General features: G+C 60.0%; 13 protein-coding genes. 9 read left to right on the plus strand and 4 right to left on the minus strand.

Features of this window, described 5'->3' with window-relative positions; genetic code table 11:
* Nucleotides 1–142: 142 nt before the first annotated feature.
* From C4334_RS10735 to C4334_RS10745, 3 genes are all read right to left on the minus strand, one after another.
* Entirely contained in the window at nt 143–2587 is a 2445-nt protein-coding gene (locus C4334_RS10735) for an endonuclease MutS2 (RefSeq protein WP_352432083.1), read from the minus strand.
* Between the two features lie 126 nt (nt 2588–2713).
* Nucleotides 2714–3751, minus strand: a complete 1038-nt coding sequence (gene cheB, locus C4334_RS10740; protein ID WP_352432084.1) for a chemotaxis-specific protein-glutamate methyltransferase CheB — start codon at nt 3749–3751, stop codon at nt 2714–2716.
* Between the two features lie 204 nt (nt 3752–3955).
* Nucleotides 3956–4261: a zf-TFIIB domain-containing protein gene (locus C4334_RS10745; RefSeq protein WP_352432085.1), complete on the minus strand. Its 306-nt coding sequence runs from the start codon at nt 4259–4261 to the stop codon at nt 3956–3958.
* Between the two features lie 275 nt (nt 4262–4536).
* On the opposite strand from C4334_RS10745, the gene C4334_RS10750 reads away from it, so the two are divergent.
* The 4 genes from C4334_RS10750 to C4334_RS10765 all read left to right on the plus strand — a co-directional run bounded on the left by C4334_RS10750 (nt 4537) and on the right by C4334_RS10765 (nt 9531).
* Entirely contained in the window at nt 4537–5238 is a 702-nt protein-coding gene (locus C4334_RS10750) for a M23 family metallopeptidase (protein ID WP_352432086.1), read from the plus strand.
* 356 nt (nt 5239–5594) lie between these two features.
* Nucleotides 5595–6950 (plus strand): L,D-transpeptidase family protein, encoded by a 1356-nt coding sequence (locus C4334_RS10755; RefSeq protein ID WP_352432087.1) that lies wholly within the window; start codon nt 5595–5597, stop codon nt 6948–6950.
* Between the two features lie 653 nt (nt 6951–7603).
* The gene (locus C4334_RS10760; RefSeq protein WP_352432088.1) at nt 7604–7840 is read left to right on the plus strand and encodes a hypothetical protein; all 237 of its coding nucleotides are present in this window, start codon (nt 7604–7606) and stop codon (nt 7838–7840) included.
* A 95-nt stretch (nt 7841–7935) separates the two neighbouring features.
* A complete protein-coding gene (locus C4334_RS10765) occupies nt 7936–9531 on the plus strand; it encodes a phosphoenolpyruvate carboxykinase (RefSeq protein ID WP_352432089.1) in 1596 nt (531 codons plus the stop codon).
* A 306-nt stretch (nt 9532–9837) separates the two neighbouring features.
* On the opposite strand, the gene C4334_RS10770 is transcribed toward C4334_RS10765, so the two are convergent.
* On the minus strand, nt 9838–10383 hold the full coding sequence (locus C4334_RS10770) for a hypothetical protein (RefSeq protein WP_352432090.1): 546 nt from the start codon (nt 10381–10383) through the stop codon (nt 9838–9840).
* 445 nt (nt 10384–10828) lie between these two features.
* Here C4334_RS10770 and C4334_RS10775 point away from each other — a divergent pair, with 445 nt between their 5' ends.
* The 5 genes from C4334_RS10775 to C4334_RS10795 all read left to right on the plus strand — a co-directional run bounded on the left by C4334_RS10775 (nt 10829) and on the right by C4334_RS10795 (nt 16718).
* Nucleotides 10829–12058 carry a DUF1015 domain-containing protein gene (locus C4334_RS10775; protein WP_352432091.1) on the plus strand — a complete coding sequence of 410 codons (1230 nt, stop codon included), beginning with the start codon at nt 10829–10831 and terminating at the stop codon, nt 12056–12058.
* Between the two features lie 136 nt (nt 12059–12194).
* A complete protein-coding gene (locus C4334_RS10780; RefSeq protein WP_352432092.1) occupies nt 12195–13397 on the plus strand; it encodes a 3-phosphoglycerate dehydrogenase family protein in 1203 nt (400 codons plus the stop codon).
* Nucleotides 13398–13449: 52 nt separating this feature from the next.
* A complete protein-coding gene (locus C4334_RS10785) occupies nt 13450–14262 on the plus strand; it encodes an SDR family NAD(P)-dependent oxidoreductase (protein ID WP_352432093.1) in 813 nt (270 codons plus the stop codon).
* On the plus strand, nt 14259–15353 hold the full coding sequence (serC, locus tag C4334_RS10790; protein WP_352432094.1) for a 3-phosphoserine/phosphohydroxythreonine transaminase: 1095 nt from the start codon (nt 14259–14261) through the stop codon (nt 15351–15353). Before C4334_RS10785 ends, serC begins: the two co-directional genes overlap by 4 nt.
* A gap of 255 nt (nt 15354–15608) precedes the next feature.
* On the plus strand, nt 15609–16718 hold the full coding sequence (locus C4334_RS10795) for a TolB family protein (RefSeq protein WP_352432095.1): 1110 nt from the start codon (nt 15609–15611) through the stop codon (nt 16716–16718).
* Nucleotides 16719–16732 lie beyond the last annotated feature (14 nt).

Raw genomic sequence — 16732 nt, forward strand, 5'->3', positions numbered from 1 at the left:
TTTAAGCCACGTGGAATTCTTCGCTTTGCGCCTCTTGTTCTCAGCTTGCGTAGATTCTTTCGGCTCAAGCCTCTCCATGCGTCCTTGATTCTTTCAGCTCAAGCCTCTCCATGCGTCCTTTGGTTTTGAGGATGAGAGTTCATCAGCTTTTCAGTTCGACGATGGTCGCACCTGCGCCGCCCTGGTCTGGCGGCGCGAGCGAGAAACGCGCGACGTGCGGATGAGCACGCAGCACACTGGCCACCGCACGTCGCAATGCGCCGGTGCCATACCCATGGATGATGCGCACGCGGTCGAGGTTGTTGAGATAAGCTTCATCGAGGAAACGGTCGATCTCTTCAGCCGCCTCATCCGTCGTGCGTCCGATCAGATTGAGTTCTTCGCGCAACTCTCTGTCAGCCGTGCGCACACGGACCTCGGTTCCAGGCGGAGCCGCGCGTTGCCAGCGCTCGTCGTCTCGCGTTGCTTTTTCGAGCAGTTCGAGGTTGTTTAGTTTTTCGCGGAAACGTAGCGCGCCGGTACGCACTTCAGCCTGATCGCCGCTGATGCTCTCGACCATGCCGATGGCATCGCCAAGCGCACGAAGTCGCACGCGGTCTCCAACGGCGATTTCGCGCTCGGCTGTTTGTCGCGGCGCGGCGTCGTCGGCGCGACGGCGAACCGCGCGCGCACGCGGAGCGTTGTCGTGTGCGGCGGCGTTTTGCGCTGCGCGGCGGGCGGCCTCTTCGCGGGCAAGACGACGCGCTTCGGCAACGCTTCTTTCCGCTTCGCGCGCCGCGCGCTCGCGCACGATGCGATCTTCGATCTTGGCGACGAGTTCCCGCGCGCGCCGTTCGAAGGCCGCCGCGGCTGCGTGCAGTTCTCGTTCGAACTCGCGCTGCCGGTGCTGTTCGCGGCGGGCAAATTCCGTTTCGAGTTCGCGGTAGCGGGCTGCCACCGCTTCGCGTTCCTCTTCGAGCGCCCGTCGCAAATCTTCGACCAACTCGAGCTCGCGTTTGAGGTATTGGAGGTAGTCGCTGGCGGCGCGCGCCGCGGCGCCGACGCGCTGGCGTGCTGTTTCGATGACGCTCGGCGAGATGTGGCACCGCTGTGCGATCTCTAAACCAGCGGAAGCGCCCGGCAGTCCGAGGATCAAGCGGTATGTAGGCGCCAGCGTTCGTTCATCGAATTCCACGCTCGCGTTCAAAACGCCCGGTTCCGTCGCTGCGTAGATCTTCAATCCGCTGTAGTGTGTCGTAGCGATGACATGTGCGCCGCAAACTCGGCGAAAGTGGTCCACAATGGCGACGCCGAGTGCTGAACCCTCCTCCGGGTCGGTGCCGGTGCCGACTTCATCGAGCAACACGAGCGCCGGCGGATGGCAGAGTTCCATCATACGTCGAATGTTCGCCATGTGCGAGGTGAAGGTCGAAAGGTTGGCCGCAAGCGATTGGTGGTCGCCGATGTCGGCAAGCACGCAGCGATAAAATGGGAACCGCGCGCGCTGTGCGGGCACGTGCAGGCCTGAAAGGGCCATGAGCGCTAAAAGGCCGGCGGTCTTCAGCACCACCGTCTTGCCGCCAGCGTTGGCACCAGAGATGATCATCGCCGTGTGATCGTCGTCGAGCTTGAAAGAGACGGGAACGATCTGCCCGCCGACTTGACGCAAGTTCTCTTCGAGGATCGGGTGGCGAGCTTCCACCAGTTCCAGCGGGCCGCGCTCAGATATTTCGGGCTCGATGGCGCGCGTGTTTTCAGCCAGATGGGCTTTGGCGCGCACGAAATCGAGTTCGCTGACCGCGGCCACGGTCCGGTTGAGTCCGTCGATCTGGGCGCGCAGTTCATCGCTCAAACCGAGCAGAATGCGTGCCGTTTCGCGTTCTTCCTCTTCGCGCAGGGCTTGCAGTTCGTTGTTGGCTTCCACCGCTTCCAACGGTTCGATGAAGACGGTTGCGCCCGAAGATGAAAATCCGTGCGCGACGCCGGCGATGCGCCCGCGATGGTCGGCGCGAATGGGGATCACGAATCGATCGTTGCGTATGGTGACGATTTCATCCTGCCTCGCTTCGGGCGAGCGATGCAGGACATCTTCAAGAAGATGCGTGATCTTGGCGCGCAAACGGTTCATCTGCGCGCGAACCCTTGCCAGTTCGACGCTGGCCCGATCATCCAGTTCGCCGCTCGGAAGGATCTTTTCGGTGATCCGTGTGGCGATGGAGACAAGTTCCGGCGGTGGCAGTTCAGCGACCGCGCGCCACAGAATCGGGCAACGGTCGCGTTCGGCTTGAATTGCCGCCCGCGCATCGCGTGCTGTCAAACACAAACGCGCGAGATTGAGCAGTTCCAGCGGTTCAAGTGCTAACCCTTGAATGCGCAAGCGGGCAAGCGCTGAAGACGGATCGGCCAAGCCGGCAAAGGACCAGTTGACGCGGCGACGGCAGAGCGCCCGACACTCGTCGACGGCGCGCACCGCCTCGTGCAGGGCGCTCAAATCATCGAGCGGGACCATCTGCGCGGCGCGCGCTCGTCCCATCGGCGTTTCGGCGCGTGCGCACACGAGCGCGCGCACCGCATCGTATTCTAGAGCTTCAAAAGCCTGGTCGTTCATGGCGCGACGCTTAGCGGCCGCTGATCTTTCGCGAGCTTCGCGCGCCGAGCGCGCATCTTCCGCCGAGATTAATTCAGGGGTTCGGGACAACTCAGCCGACGTACATCTTCCGTTCAAGGTTACCATTCAATCGCACAAAAGCGAAAGCGCCGTCGCGATCGATGAGAGATCGAGTTCGGCAGAGGCTAACCCGGCTTCCGCCACGGCGCGCGGCATGCCCCAGACCAAGGCCGATTCCCGCGATTCGACGAGCACCATACCACCGCTGTCGCGAATCGCTTGTGCGCCGCGCAGACCGTCTTCGCCCATGCCAGTCAGCACGACGCAGACCGATTTGCTGCCGCAAGTTTGGGCCATCGAAGTCAACAGCAAATCGGCTGACGGCGCAAAAGCATCTTCATCTAGAGCTGGCCTCACCCGAAGCGACAACGCGCCTTGCTGGTCGGCGCTTACGGAGGTTTGCCAACCGCCGGGAGCGACGTAGATGCGCGATGGCAGGAGGCGGTCTCCGTTGCGCGCTTCGCGCGCTTCCAGCCGACCGGTGCGCGTTAGTCGCTCGGCAAACGAGCGCGTGAAGCCCGCGGGCATGTGCAACGCGATGATGATCGGAAAAGTGCACGAACTCGGGAGCGCGCGAATCAGTCGAGCGACTGCCGTCGGGCCGCCTGCTGAACCGATGATGCCGACAAGGCCGACGCTGGTCGAATGCTTGCGCGCTAACTCGGTTGCCGCAATGATCGAGCCGCTTGCGCGTTTCGCCTCGCGTTGCACGCGCGCTTGCGCCGCAGCTTCCAGTCGGAAGCGAAGATTGGTGGCAAACTGTTCGGAACGCATCGCATAGCGCAACTCCGGCTTGGTGACGAAATCCACGGCGCCGAGGTCGAGCGCCTGAAAGACGATCTGGCTCGTGGCCAACCCGCTGCATATGACGACGGGCACCGGGTTGTTCTTCATCGCCCAACGCAAGACGCTGATCCCGCCTATTTCCGGCATTTCGAGGTCGAGCACGACGAGATCGGGCTGACGTTCTTCGATCAAGCGAATCGCTTCGCGCCCGTCGCTCGCCAACCCGACCAATTGCAACTGGTCCGAGGTCGAAACGATTTGCGCTAGCCGCAGTCTGTAAAGCGGCGAATCGTCAACGATGAGCACGCGGTGTGCCATTTGCTCGAAACCGCTATCTCGACGTAGGCGAGGGGAGAGCTTTCGGACAGCATCTTGAATGGCTGACGCTCATCGCGCGCGTCAGGCGAACCGACGGCTATCTACATGCATAAAGCTGCGCTCGCGCAGCGTAACACCGAATCACACCTGTGCATAGACATCTTCTGCATAGGGCCGCGCTCGCGAAGCCTGAAAATGGCCTTTTCAACCCTTTTCAGGCGCAAGACTATGCCACAGGCGCGAAAGCCAGCCCTGCTCTTCGCGCGCCATCAACTGTTGAAGTTCTCCGGGATCAAGCCACACGCCGCCACAACGCGAGCATTGATCGATCTTGATCTTTTCGAACTCCGTTTCGATCAATCGCCCATCGCATTTCGGACACGGAGGTAGTTGCGCCGTCGCCGCTTGGTCTCGGAGTTTAGCACGGAGTTTTTCAAGTGCCTCTTGCTCTTTGCGGCGAAAATATTCCTCTTCGAGGGCTTTGCGCCTTTCATCGAAAATCTCGGACATCGCCCTTGCCTCCTCGGAAAATCAAGTTAGCAGAAAACGTGTTGTTGCGCCAACGATCTTGAAATGGAATCTCCATCGGCCTTAAGCTGAATGCTCGCTTGTCGAATGACGAGCGCTGAGAAGATGGGATAGGCGTCTTGCTTGGCAGGGCTCCCCCTGAAGTGTTCATCCGTCGAGGCCGGGCGTAGAAAGCTCGCGTGCGAGCTCGTGCTTGAGATCGTTTCAGAACTCTCTGCACGACGGGCGCACACAAGTCCGACGAAGAAGAGTCCGGTATGAGCAAAGGGCGTACGCGAATTCTCCTCATCGCTGGTTTCGTCGCCGTTGTCGGAACCGTCGTCGCCATCGCTTTCTTCGGCGGAGCCTTTCGCCGCGACCGGCCATATGCGACGCGAATCGTTTACGTTTCGCCGCCGCCCGTGCAGCCAGTGCCGTCGATCGAACCGACGGTCGAACCGCTGCCCACAGTCGAGCCGAGGGTTGAACCGAAGACGGACGAAAACAGACCGGAAGCGACGCCCCATGCCTCTTCAAGCGAAGCGAGACTTCTCATCCCGGTCGCCGGTGTGATGGCGAACGAATTGCAAGACACTTTCAACGACGCGCGTGCCGAAGGGCGCGTGCATAACGCCATCGATATCATGGCTCCGCGCGGCACCCCGGTGCTAGCTGCTACCGATGGCACCATTCTCAAACTCTTCTGGAGCGAGCGCGGCGGAAACACGATCTATCAACTCGGAACCGATGGCCGCACCGTTTACTACTACGCGCACCTCGACCGATACGCCGATGGTTTAACGGAAGGAGGCACGGTGCGGCGCGGCGCGACGATCGGTTACGTAGGCGACACGGGCAACGCTGGTTCAGGCAATTACCACCTGCACTTTGCCATATATATCGTTGACGATCCGAAAAGATACTGGGATGGTCAACCGATCAACCCCTACCCGTTGCTCAAAGGGGTTGAAAGCCGATGAATCGGTGACCAAGCATTGCGGTTCGCGGGAGACCGTTTCATGGGCGATGCCGACCGTCTGAACGACGCCAACAAAGTCGGCTCATCAGGCACGTGCTGCCTGAACCCATCCAAGTTTTGCTGGCGGCGTTGGAGCTTGTGCGAATCGAGACTGATGCGAGCAGCGAGATGGATTGGGGACGCTTGTTCGCGCGCTTGAGTTCGTCGAGGAACAGCGATTGCTTCATTCAACGGCGCGAGTGCGCTGGCGTCTGCAGCGCGTACTTTTTCGATCGAAGGAGCCTCATTCGGAAGAAAATGCGTGCCCTGTTTCGCTACACCACGACGAAAACGAAGCGCCATGCGATGTGGATGAAGATGCGCCGAAGCCACGTGGCTTCGGCGTGCTTGGTCGCGCCTATCTTTCTCGGCGCTTGCATTCAACAACCCTTGCCGCAAACGGCGCAGGGACCTACGGCAACGTCAACGCCAACGGTTCAAACGACGCCATTGCCGACGCCTTCTCCGTCGCCGATGGTGAGCGAGAGCGCACCCATCACCATGCCTGTTCTCGATGCGCTCTTCGTCGCGGACGAAGGGTTCGTCCCGGCGCTGAAGCAACGCTTGCAGTTGACGGACGAGCAAATCGAGCGCCTGCGCACGACAGCACGCGAGGAGACGGCCAAATTACGTGAGGCAGGCGACGTAGACCAGCGTTCGGCAACGCGCGCACGTGAGTCGGCGCGCGCGAAGCTGCGCGAGATCATCGGCGAAGAGAAGCTCAATCCGCTGGCCGCGCTCATCGAAGAGCGTTGGAGCGGCGGCGTGGATGCTGCTAGCGCGGTGACGCAACCGAACGCGGTGCCGACCGATACCCGCATCGTCGTCAATGCTCCAGCCTACCGCATGGACGTTTTCGACAACGGACGACTCGTTAAAAGTTATCGAATCGCCATCGGTTATCCGGAGTTCCCTTTGCCCGCCGGTCTTCGCAAAGCTGAGACGATCATCTTCAATCCGACGTGGACGCCGCCGGACGAACCTTGGGTCGAAGCCTCAAATAAGGTCAAGCCGGGCCAGAAGATCGAGGCGGGAAGCCCTCTCAATCCGCTCGGACCGGTGAAAATCCCGATCGGTATGCCGTCGCTCATTCACGGCGGCAAAGACCCATCCAAGCTCGGCGGCTTCGGTTCTCACGGCTGCGTCGGCCTGACCGATCAGCAGGTCAAAGACTTCGCTCTGCTTCTGGCGCGTCTCGGCGGCGCGCCGCTCACGCCTGAACGGGTCGCCGAATACGAGAAGAACAAGACCGAGACCAAAAACATCAAGCTCGCGCAACCCATTCCAGTCGAGCTACGTTATGAAACCATCGTCGTCCAAGACGGAAAGCTTCACATCTACCGCGATGTGTACGAACGGGGGACAAATACGGAGGAGAACCTGCGGCGCGTGCTCGAGGCGCACGGGGTGCGCTTCGATGACTTGAGCGACGAGGAGAAGCAGAAGATACTTCAAGCTCTCGATGCGATGGCTCGCGACTCCAAAGGTGAACCGATCGAGGAAATTGGTCCGAGCAACAAGAACAAGTCCAGCGCGCGCGTGACGCGGTCTGTCCGAGGAGCTAAGGAGGTCGTCATCGAGATCGCCGCGCTGCAAGGCAAAGGTTATCCGGCGCCGGTCGGGTTAGATGAACGTCCCGTCAAGAAAACCAAGACGCAGCGAGCGGCGCGCTGACCTCGCTGTTAATGTTCGTAGGCAGATCGAAGGGCTTTTCGCCTCCGGCGCGTTTTTTTCGTGGCGGTCAGTTGTGAGGAGCTTTTCACGCATCGCAGCAAGTGATCGGGAAAGTTGGTCGCGCTCGAGTTGTAAGGAGGGCGCGGGTCTTTTCGATCTCCCTTCGCTCCTTTATCCGCCACGCGAGTTCTGAAGCGCTGCTTCCGTTGGTCTATCGCGCAAGCGTCCGACATCCTTTGTCCACCGCAATCGTCGCTCCTCAGCGAGAGGGCTGCGGCACATCTTCAAGCTTGACGCAACCGAGATCGGCATGCCCGACGTGATGAATCGTCGCTCAAGAAGCGGTGATGAAGGGCGATGGATAGAACGGGAGCCGATGATATAACCGAACCAAAGCCAAGCTCTGTTTCAAAACGAGTCTCATTCGTCGAAGCTTCGTCCAAAACCGGCGCGACTTCGATGGACCACCGATGATCTTCCGTCATCTCGGATGAAGTGTGAAGCATGACGTAGAGCGCTACCCTTCGATTCGGAACTTGATCCGAAGAAGATCTTAGTGCTAAAAGTGATGGTCGCTCTTTCATCAAAAAAGAAGAAGAGCGTAACTTGATTGCAACCAAGGGGGCGACGGGATCTTCCCGTCGGAGGAACTGGTGGAAACGACACCGCCATCATCGCCAATGACCGTCGCTGAGCGCGAAGTGCACGCGGCAGCAGAGCGGCTGCGCACGCAGATCGATGAATCGCTCGCCGTGGTCGCAAATCATCTGCGCCAAGATGCCGAGGACCTAGAGGTATATGCCGATCGGTTGGAAAGGCTGGCGCGCGATCTGTCCGTTGCGCTGCGTGAACTAGCGCGCGAGCGGCGCGTGGAAGAGAGCGTCGATTAACTACGCGGGGTGAAAACGAAAAGGTCGGGCGGCAATGAGCAAGCGAAAATTGCGCCCGATTTTGTTTCACCGCACAACATATTCGGGGAGTCATAATGCAGGAATTCGGTCGCAGAGGCAATCATCCAGGACTCGATCAACAAGGCATCACCAAGGCGCGTGCCGTCTATTGGAACTTGACCGCGCCCGAACTTTACGAAGAGGCGATCTGTCGCCGCGAGGCGGTAATCAGCCAACACGGCGCGCTCATCGTCGATACGGGCGAACATACCGGACGCTCAGCCAAAGACAAAGCCATCGTCCGCGAACCTTCAAGCGAAGAGCGCATTTGGTGGGGCGATGTTAATCGGCCCTTTCCACAAGATCGTTTCAATGCGTTGCGTGAACGCATGATCCAATACATGGGCCAACGCGACCTGTTCGTGCAGGATCTATTTGCCGGAGCCGATCCGCGTTACCAGATCTCTGTGCGCGTCATCACCGAACTGGCATGGCACTCGCTCTTCGCGCGCACGCTCTTCATCAATCGTCGCACAGACGATTTCTCTCCTGAGTTTACGGTTATCAACCTCCCAGGTTTTCGCGCCGAACCGGAACGCGATGGGACGCGCTCCAGCACGTTCATCCTGCTTGACTTCAGCCAGCGTCTCGTCCTCATCGGTGGCACTTCCTATGCTGGCGAGACGAAGAAGAGCATCTTCACCGTGCTCAACTACCTTTTGCCATTGCGCGGCGTGCTCAGCATGCACTGTTCGGCCAACGTCGGCGCGCGCGGCGATGTTTCGGTCTTCTTTGGCTTGTCGGGAACGGGCAAGACGACGCTCTCCGCCGATCCGCAACGCCGGTTGGTTGGCGACGACGAACACGGATGGAGCGATCGCGGCATCTTCAATTTCGAAGGCGGATGTTATGCTAAAGTGATTCGCTTGAATCCAGAGGCCGAGCCCGACATTTACCGCACGACGCGCATGTTCGGGACGATTCTAGAGAACGTCGCCTACGACCGCGACACGCGCGCGCTCGATCTCGATGACGCGTCCAAAACGGAGAACACGCGCGCCGCTTATCCGTTGACGAGCCTTCCGAACATCGTGCCAGAAGGCATGGCAGGTCATCCGAACAACATCATCATGCTCACGGCGGATGCCTTCGGCGTGCTGCCGCCAGTGGCGCGGCTGACGCCGGAACAAGCGATGTATCATTTCATCTCCGGTTACACGGCTAAGATCGCCGGAACGGAAAAGGGCGTCACCGAACCGCAAGCGACCTTTTCAACCTGTTTCGGCGCGCCGTTCATGGTGCTCGAGCCCGGCGTTTACGCTGAGATGTTGGGCGAGCGAATCGCGCGACATGGTTCGGCTTGCTGGCTCGTCAACACCGGTTGGATCGGCGGCCCATACGGCGAGGGAGAACGAATCAAGATCGCCTATACGCGCGCAATGATCCGCGCCATTCAATCCGGCGCGCTCGCAAAGATCGAAACCCGACCCGATCCAATCTTCGGCTTGCACGTTCCGGTAGCTTGTCCGGACGTGCCGGCGGAACTGCTCAGCCCGCGTCACGCCTGGCGCGATCCGCAAGCTTACGATCGCAAAGCGCGCGAGCTTGCGCGGCGCTTCAGCGAGAATTTCGAGCGATACCTGAGCGGCGTTCCCAGCGCCGTGCGCGCCGCCGCTCCAATGGCGGATTGAGGTCCGCTGGTCCGAAGTGCGCTAAATGAAGGACGATTCGGTCGACTTCGGTCGCGTGCGGATCGAGCGGGTCCGATCCGCGATCGTGTGGTATCGCGAGGCGGGCTTCTCCTGCATGCTTTGGCGAAAGACGAAAAGTGAGCTGCCACCAGCGCGCACGTTTCACCGAACAAGAGCCGAAGAAACAAGGCCATACGCAAAGAAAGGTTCAACGGCTTCGAATGTTGATCGCGGATGGACCGAAAAAAACAGGGCCACCCGGGGCGACCCGGATGGCCTTGTCGCCGTCGCCGATGATCGCGTCTTTCATGGCGACGTCGTGGGGAGAGCGCGGATCTCTTTCATGCGCCGCACGATCTCTCGCCCCAACTCCTCTGCCGCTACTAGCCCATTGATCGCCATGACTTTGCCGTTGAGCACCACCGTGCCGGAGCGCGGTTCGACGATGCTGAAGACGTAGTTGAAAGCGCGGCGATGAATCTCGATCGCTAAGTCAGCGTTTCGCTCGTTCTTCGTGATGGTGAAGCCCCAAGAGGTGAATTCCGGCTGCTTGGCGAGTTTATATTCGAGATACTTTTCGTCAACGTATTGGTTAGGGATGACGTAGATGCGTCGCGCTGCGCGCAGCGTTTCCACCGCGCTCGTTTCACCCTGTGTCGTGCGCGCGCGACGCAGCGTCGGACGCGTTGCCATCGTCGTCTCATCAGCTTCCTCCGCATCTGCCTGTTGTTGTGCTGCGTGCGATGCCGACATGGCGTTGTATTCTCGATCTTGCGCTCCGCTTGTGCCGACGAGCGAAAGGAGCGCTAGCGTCAAGATGAAGAGGTTTCGCTGTTTGAAGGCAATTTGCATGTTTCTTCTCCTCCCGTATTCGAATTCGTCCTCGACACCACACCCTTTGAGCAAGGCGCATGCCGAGCGGAAGGTTAGCGAAAACAGGGCGTAAGCGGGCGAACGATGCAAAGCGCGGGCGACAGGTGGCATCTTTTTCGGGCGTTTCGCGACTTGGCAGCGTTCGCACGTTTCGGACGGCATCGCTTCAGGATCGAACGCTTGATGGTTGAAGCTAGCATCATTCCCAAGGTGGCACGCAACCGGAAACGAGAATTGTTCGGCGAAGCAGGAGGCTGGCGCTGGAACCATTTCGATTGCGCGTCGCCGGCTGCGACCAGCCGCGTCACGCGCGGAGCTTGAAAGGCAGGAGCGAGTCGGATGCGAGTTTGCAAAAAGAGGCGCGGATGATTAGTCTTTACTTTTCGCCCTTCGACTTACAAGCGATTTTGAAAGGGAGAGTGTCGTGGTTGCCGTTTATCCTTTTCGCGCCCTTCGTCCGGTTCGAGAGCGCGCCGCACAGGTCGCCGCCGTTCCCTACGATGTCGTTGATACGGCGGAAGCGCGGGCGTTGGCCGCCGATAATCCGCTCAGTTTCCTTCACGTTTCGCGCCCGGAGATAGACCTGCCCGATGAAGTGGGGATCTACAGCGACGCGGTTTACGAAAAAGCGCGCGAGAACTTCCAGCGCTTGATTGCCCAATGCCCGCTCATCACCGAGGATGAGCCGAGCCTCTACATCTACCGCCTGCGCATGGGGCATCACGTGCAGACCGGGATCGCCGCCTGTTTCAGCATCGATGAGTACGACGCCGATCTGATTCGCAAGCACGAGAAGACGCGGCGCGACAAAGAGGATGATCGCACGCGCCACATCCTCGCGCTGCGAGCGCAGACCGGACCGGTCTTTCTCGTTTATCGCCCGCATGAAAGATTGGATGAGCTGGTGCACAATGCGACGGCGAGCGTACCGCTATACGACTTTACGGCGCCGGACGACGTGCAACACACCATGTGGCGCGCGCCGGTGGCTGCGCCCATCGTCGAAGCCTTTCGCGAAGTGCCGGCGCTCTACATCGCCGATGGGCACCATCGCGCCGCAAGCGCCAGCCGCGCGCGCGTCGCGCTGCGCGAACAGAATCCGCATCATGTGGGCGATGAGGAGTACAATCGTTTTTTGGCCGTCGCTTTTCCGGCGGATCAAGTGCAGATACTCGCCTACAATCGCATCGTGCGCGATCTAGGGAATCGGACGCCAGGCGAGTTCTTAAACGAAGTCGCGCGGCGGTTTCACTTGACGACGGACGCAACGCCAGCGCCACCAGCGCGCGGCGAGTGGCGTATGTTTTTGGACGGGCGATGGTACGGGCTCGTTTTGAAGGATGAATTCAAACCACAGGCGTCCGATCCGGTTGCTAATCTCGACGTGAGTCTGTTGCAAGAGAATCTGCTCGATCCCATTCTCGGCATCAAAGATGTGCGCACGGACAAGCGCATCGATTTCGTCGGCGGCGCGCGCGGAACGGCGGAGCTGGAGCGCTTGGTACGCGAAGGCAAGGCGGCCGTCGCCTTTTCGCTCTATCCAACGACCGTGGACGATCTGCTGCGCGTTTCGGATGCGGGCGGAATCATGCCGCCTAAATCGACTTGGTTCGAGCCGAAATTGAGAGATGGCCTCCTGATTCATCGCATTTGATGGGGCGGTTTCGGCGCGCGAGCGCGGAGCGGAAGGAGACTTGAAATTTCGGCTTCGTTGGTTGCAAATTCAACTCGGACGAAAAGACTGAAGCTGCTCAGCCGGATGTTGACATCGAAAGTGGAGGAATCAATACGTGCGCGTACTCATCGCCGATAAGTTCGAGCAATCCGGGCGCGACCGATTGCAGGCAGCCGGTTTCGAAGTCTTCTACGAGCCGGACCTCCGAGACGAGGCGCTCACCGATGCCATCAAACGGATCGAACCGGATGTGCTCGTCGTCCGTTCGACGCGGGTCACCGAACCAATGCTCGATGCTGGTCCGATCAAACTGGTGGTACGGGCCGGTGCCGGTTACAACACGATCGATGTGGCCGCCGCGTCGCGTCGCGGCATCTACGTTTCGAACTGCCCGGGCAAGAACTCAATCGCCGTCGCCGAACTCGCCTTCGGTTTGATCCTCGCGCTGGACCGACGGATCCCCGACAACGTCATCGAACTGCGTCAGGGGCGCTGGAACAAGAAAGAGTTTTCTAAAGCGCGTGGTCTTTACGGTCGTACGCTCGGTCTGATCGGCGTCGGACAAATCGGACGCGAAATGATCGCCCGCGCGCACGCCTTCGGCTTGAAGGTCATCGCGTGGAGCCGCAGTTTGACCCCGGATAAAGCCGCGGAACTCGGCATCGAGCGCCGCGCCGCGCCGCTCGAGGTGGCGCGCGACGCTGACATCGTCAGCGTTCACGTCGCCCTCACGCCCGAAACGCGCGGCCTCATCGGCGCGGACTTTTTCGCCGCAATGCGGCAAGGCGCTTACTTCATCAATACTTCGCGCGGCGAAGTGGTGGACCAGCAAGCGCTGCTGCGCGCCATGCGCGAGAAGGGGATTCGCGCCGGATTGGACGTTTACGCGGAAGAGCCGTCGGCCGCCACGGGCGAGTTCGCCGCCGAGATCGCGCGCGAGCCGAACCTTTACGGCACACACCACATCGGCGCTTCGACCGATCAAGCGCAAGAGGCCATCGCCGCCGAAACGGTGCGCATCATCGAGACGTTCAAAGAGACGGGCAAGGTGCCGAACGTCGTCAACTTGGCCGAACGGACGCCAGCCACTCACACGCTCATCGTGCGTCATCGCGACCGACCCGGTGTTTTGGCCCACGTGCTCGGAGCGATCCGCGCCGCCGAAATCAACGTTCAGGAGATGGAGAACATCGTCTTTGCGGGGGCCGAAGCGGCCGTGGCGCGCATCAATCTCGAAAGCGCGCCCCCAGCGGAGATGCTCACAAGGTTGCGCGCTGAAAATCCCGACATCATCGAACTCAGTTTGTTGAAACTGTGACGGCGCGCCGAAGGACGAAAACGACGGCTGCGAGGAAGGCTGACCGACGAACATGAACGCCGCGCTTATCACGGGAGCATCGAGCGGCATCGGTGAAGAGTTCGCCCGACAACTCGCCGCCCGAGGCGCCAATCTGGTTCTGGTGGCGCGCAGCGAAGCGAAGCTTGCACAGCTGTGCGCCGAACTGAGCGCGCGCCACCGCATCGAAGCGCAATACGTCGCGCTCGATCTGGCACAAGCCGACGCCCCCGCGCGTTTGTTCGCCGAAACCGAACGGCGCGGCGTGCGCGTCGAAACCCTGATCAACAACGCCGCGTTCGGAGCGATGGGCGATTTCGTCGAACTCGAACTCGATCGCCAACTGCGCATGATCGACCTCAACGTCAGGTCGCTCGTTGCGCTCACCCACCTGTATCTCAAACCGATGCGCGCGCGCGGACGCGGCGAGATCATCAACGTCGCTTCCACTGCCGCGTTTCAACCCGTGCCCTACATGAGCGTCTATTCGGCGACCAAAGCTTTCGTCCTATCGTTCAGCGAAGCGTTGTGGGCAGAGAACCGTTCCCATGGCATAAACGTCATGGCGCTTTGTCCGGGCCCGACCGAGACGAACTTCTTCGCCGCCGCCGGTGTCGAAAGCCGCGCCCCGTTTCGCGCCATGCAGAAGCCGTCCGATGTCGTGCGAACGGCTCTTGCCGCGTTGGAGCGGCGGCAAAGCAGCGTCATCTCCGGTTGGGGTAACTATCTTTTGGTCCAGTCCGAAAGATTGCTTCCGCGCGCCACGATTGCGCGCGCGATTGCCCGCGCGTTGAAGGGGCATTACGCCAGACGAGATCATCGAACTTCCGAGGAGAACACGAGATGAGCGATCGAACCGAACGCATCTACAATTTCAGTGCCGGACCGGCTGTGCTGCCCGTGCCGGTTTTAGAAGAGGCGCAGCGCCACCTTCTGGCCCTGCCCGGCGTTGGGATGTCGGTGCTGGAGATCAGTCACCGCTCGAAAACTTTCGACGAGATCATCCAGCGGGCCGAGCAGGGCGTGCGCGAACTGTTGAATTTGCCGGAGCATTACCACGTGCTCTTCCTGCAGGGCGGAGCGAGCTTGCAGTTTTCGATGGTTCCGATGAATCTGCTGCCCAAGACGGGAAGCGCCGATTACATCTTGACCGGCAGTTGGGGCAAAAAGGCGATCAAAGAGGCCAAGCGCGAAGGGCGCGTCAACGTCGCCGCAACCACCGAAGACTCCAACTTCGACCGCATCCCTGAGCCGCACGAGATCAGATTGGATCCGAACGCCGCTTACGTTCACATCACGACCAACGAAACGATTCAGGGCGTGCAGTGGCCGGAGGAACCTGAGACGGGCGGCGTGCCCATCGTCGCCGATGCCTCATCCGACATCATGTCGCGCCCCATCGCGGTGGAAAAATATGGGCTCATCTACGCCGGCGCGCAGAAGAACATCGGTCCGGCGGGCGTGACGCTTGTCATCATCCGGCAGGATATGCTGGAGCGCATCCCTGATGGACTTCATACCATGCTCGATTACCGCACGCACGTCGAGAACCGCTCGCTCTACAATACGCCTAACACCTTCGGCATATACATCATTTCGCTTGTCTGTCGGTGGTTGAAAGAGAAGGGCGGGCTATCGGCGATGGCGCGCGAAAACGAGGAGAAGGCCCGGATGATCTACGACGTGATCGATGCGAGCGATTTTTATCGCGGTCACGCGCGGCCTGAAGCGCGTTCCAAGATGAACGTCACGTTCCGCCTGCCCTCGGAAGAGCTTGAGAAAAGGTTCGTGCAAGAAGCGACGGCGCAAGGACTCGATGGGTTGAAAGGGCATCGCTCGGTCGGCGGCATTCGAGCCTCGATTTACAACGCTTTCCCACGCGACGGCGTTGAAGCACTGGTCCAGTTCATGCGCGAGTTCGAACGCCGGAACGGATGATAAACGATCTCTCGAAAGAGCGAGCTGCTCGGTCGGCGCCTCTTCGGGCGTCGAGAGGAACTTCCGGGCGCTCAAGGGCGTGGACAAACGGTTCGCTTCGTGCGCGTCTTCGAGCGAGGTCTTGAGAGCTTTTTGTGCGCCACGTCGGACGAACGCGACGAGCAGCGGGCGCAAAGTACGCGAGATCCTGATGAGGCGCCTTTTGCGCGCTGCGTTGGTTGGGGCAAAGTCCGTCAAGGATGCAGAGTTCGAAACATGAGAAACCTTTTGTGCATCGCGCTAGCCTTTGGCCTTTTCTTGCTATCAAATGGCGTTGGTGATCCAAGCGCGGCGCGCGCGCGCAACGAAACGAACGCGCAGCCCTTGACTCGCGCGCCGTCGAGCGTGAACCAGAGCGATCTGACGCGTTTGGAGCGCCATTTGCGCAACGTCCGGCAGCTGACTTTCGGCGGCGAAAATGCCGAGGCCTACTTCTCCGCCGACGGAAAGCGTTTGATTTTCCAATCCAAACGCGACGGGCGCGCCTGCGATCAGATCTACACCATGCGCGTCGATGGGACGCAAGTGCGCATGGTCTCGACCGGAAGGGGGCGCACGACGTGCGCGTATTTCTTCCCCAACGAAGATCGCATCCTTTATTCTTCAACTCATCTGGCTGGGCCGGAGTGTCCGCCGTCGCCGGACTATTCGCGCGGCTACGTGTGGCCCATCTACCCTTCTTACGACATCTTCACAGCGCGCGCCGATGGCTCCGACCTGAAACGGTTGACGACCAGCCCCGGCTACGATGCCGAAGCGACCATCTCGCCCGATGGGAAGAAGATCGTCTTCACTTCCATGCGCGATGGCGATTTGGACATTTACGTGATGAATGCCGACGGTTCGAACGTACGGCGGCTGACCGCGGAATTGGGTTACGATGGTGGCGCGTTCTTTTCCGCTGACGGCAAACGGATCGTCTATCGCGCTTATCATCCGAAGACGCCGGAACAGATCGAACGGTACAAGAAACGTCTCGCGGAGAACGTCATCGAGCCGAACGTCTTCGAGATATGGGTGATGAACGCCGACGGTTCGAACAAGCGTCAAGTGACTAATTTGGGCGCAGCGAGTTTCGCCCCGTTCTTTTTTCCGGACGGCGAGCGCATCATCTTCTCTTCGAACGCCCACAATCCGCGCGGACGCGATTTCGACCTTTACGTGATCAACGTCGACGGCACGGGGTTGGAGCGTATCACTTACAACGAGACGTTCGATGGCTTCCCTATGTTCTCGCCCGATGGGAAGAAGCTGGTATTCGCCTCGAATCGCAACGCGCGCGTGCGCGGCGAAACCAACATCTTCATCGCCGATTGGGTCGAATGAGACGGTCGAATTAA

It is taken from the genome of Pyrinomonas sp., assembly GCF_040289685.1.
GTDB lineage: Bacteria > Acidobacteriota > Blastocatellia > Pyrinomonadales > Pyrinomonadaceae > Pyrinomonas.

Coding starts and splice junctions, on each gene's coding strand:
- C4334_RS10785 (WP_352432093.1), top strand. CDS start 13,450: ATGAACGCCGCGCTTATCACGGGAGCATCGAGCGGCATCGGTGAAGAG.
- C4334_RS10735 (WP_352432083.1), bottom strand. CDS start 2,587: ATGAACGACCAGGCTTTTGAAGCTCTAGAATACGATGCGGTGCGCGCG.
- C4334_RS10755 (WP_352432087.1), top strand. CDS start 5,595: ATGCGCCGAAGCCACGTGGCTTCGGCGTGCTTGGTCGCGCCTATCTTT.
- cheB (WP_352432084.1), bottom strand. CDS start 3,751: ATGGCACACCGCGTGCTCATCGTTGACGATTCGCCGCTTTACAGACTG.
- C4334_RS10770 (WP_352432090.1), bottom strand. CDS start 10,383: ATGCAAATTGCCTTCAAACAGCGAAACCTCTTCATCTTGACGCTAGCG.
- serC (WP_352432094.1), top strand. CDS start 14,259: ATGAGCGATCGAACCGAACGCATCTACAATTTCAGTGCCGGACCGGCT.
- C4334_RS10745 (WP_352432085.1), bottom strand. CDS start 4,261: ATGTCCGAGATTTTCGATGAAAGGCGCAAAGCCCTCGAAGAGGAATAT.
- C4334_RS10795 (WP_352432095.1), top strand. CDS start 15,609: ATGAGAAACCTTTTGTGCATCGCGCTAGCCTTTGGCCTTTTCTTGCTA.
- C4334_RS10750 (WP_352432086.1), top strand. CDS start 4,537: ATGAGCAAAGGGCGTACGCGAATTCTCCTCATCGCTGGTTTCGTCGCC.
- C4334_RS10765 (WP_352432089.1), top strand. CDS start 7,936: ATGCAGGAATTCGGTCGCAGAGGCAATCATCCAGGACTCGATCAACAA.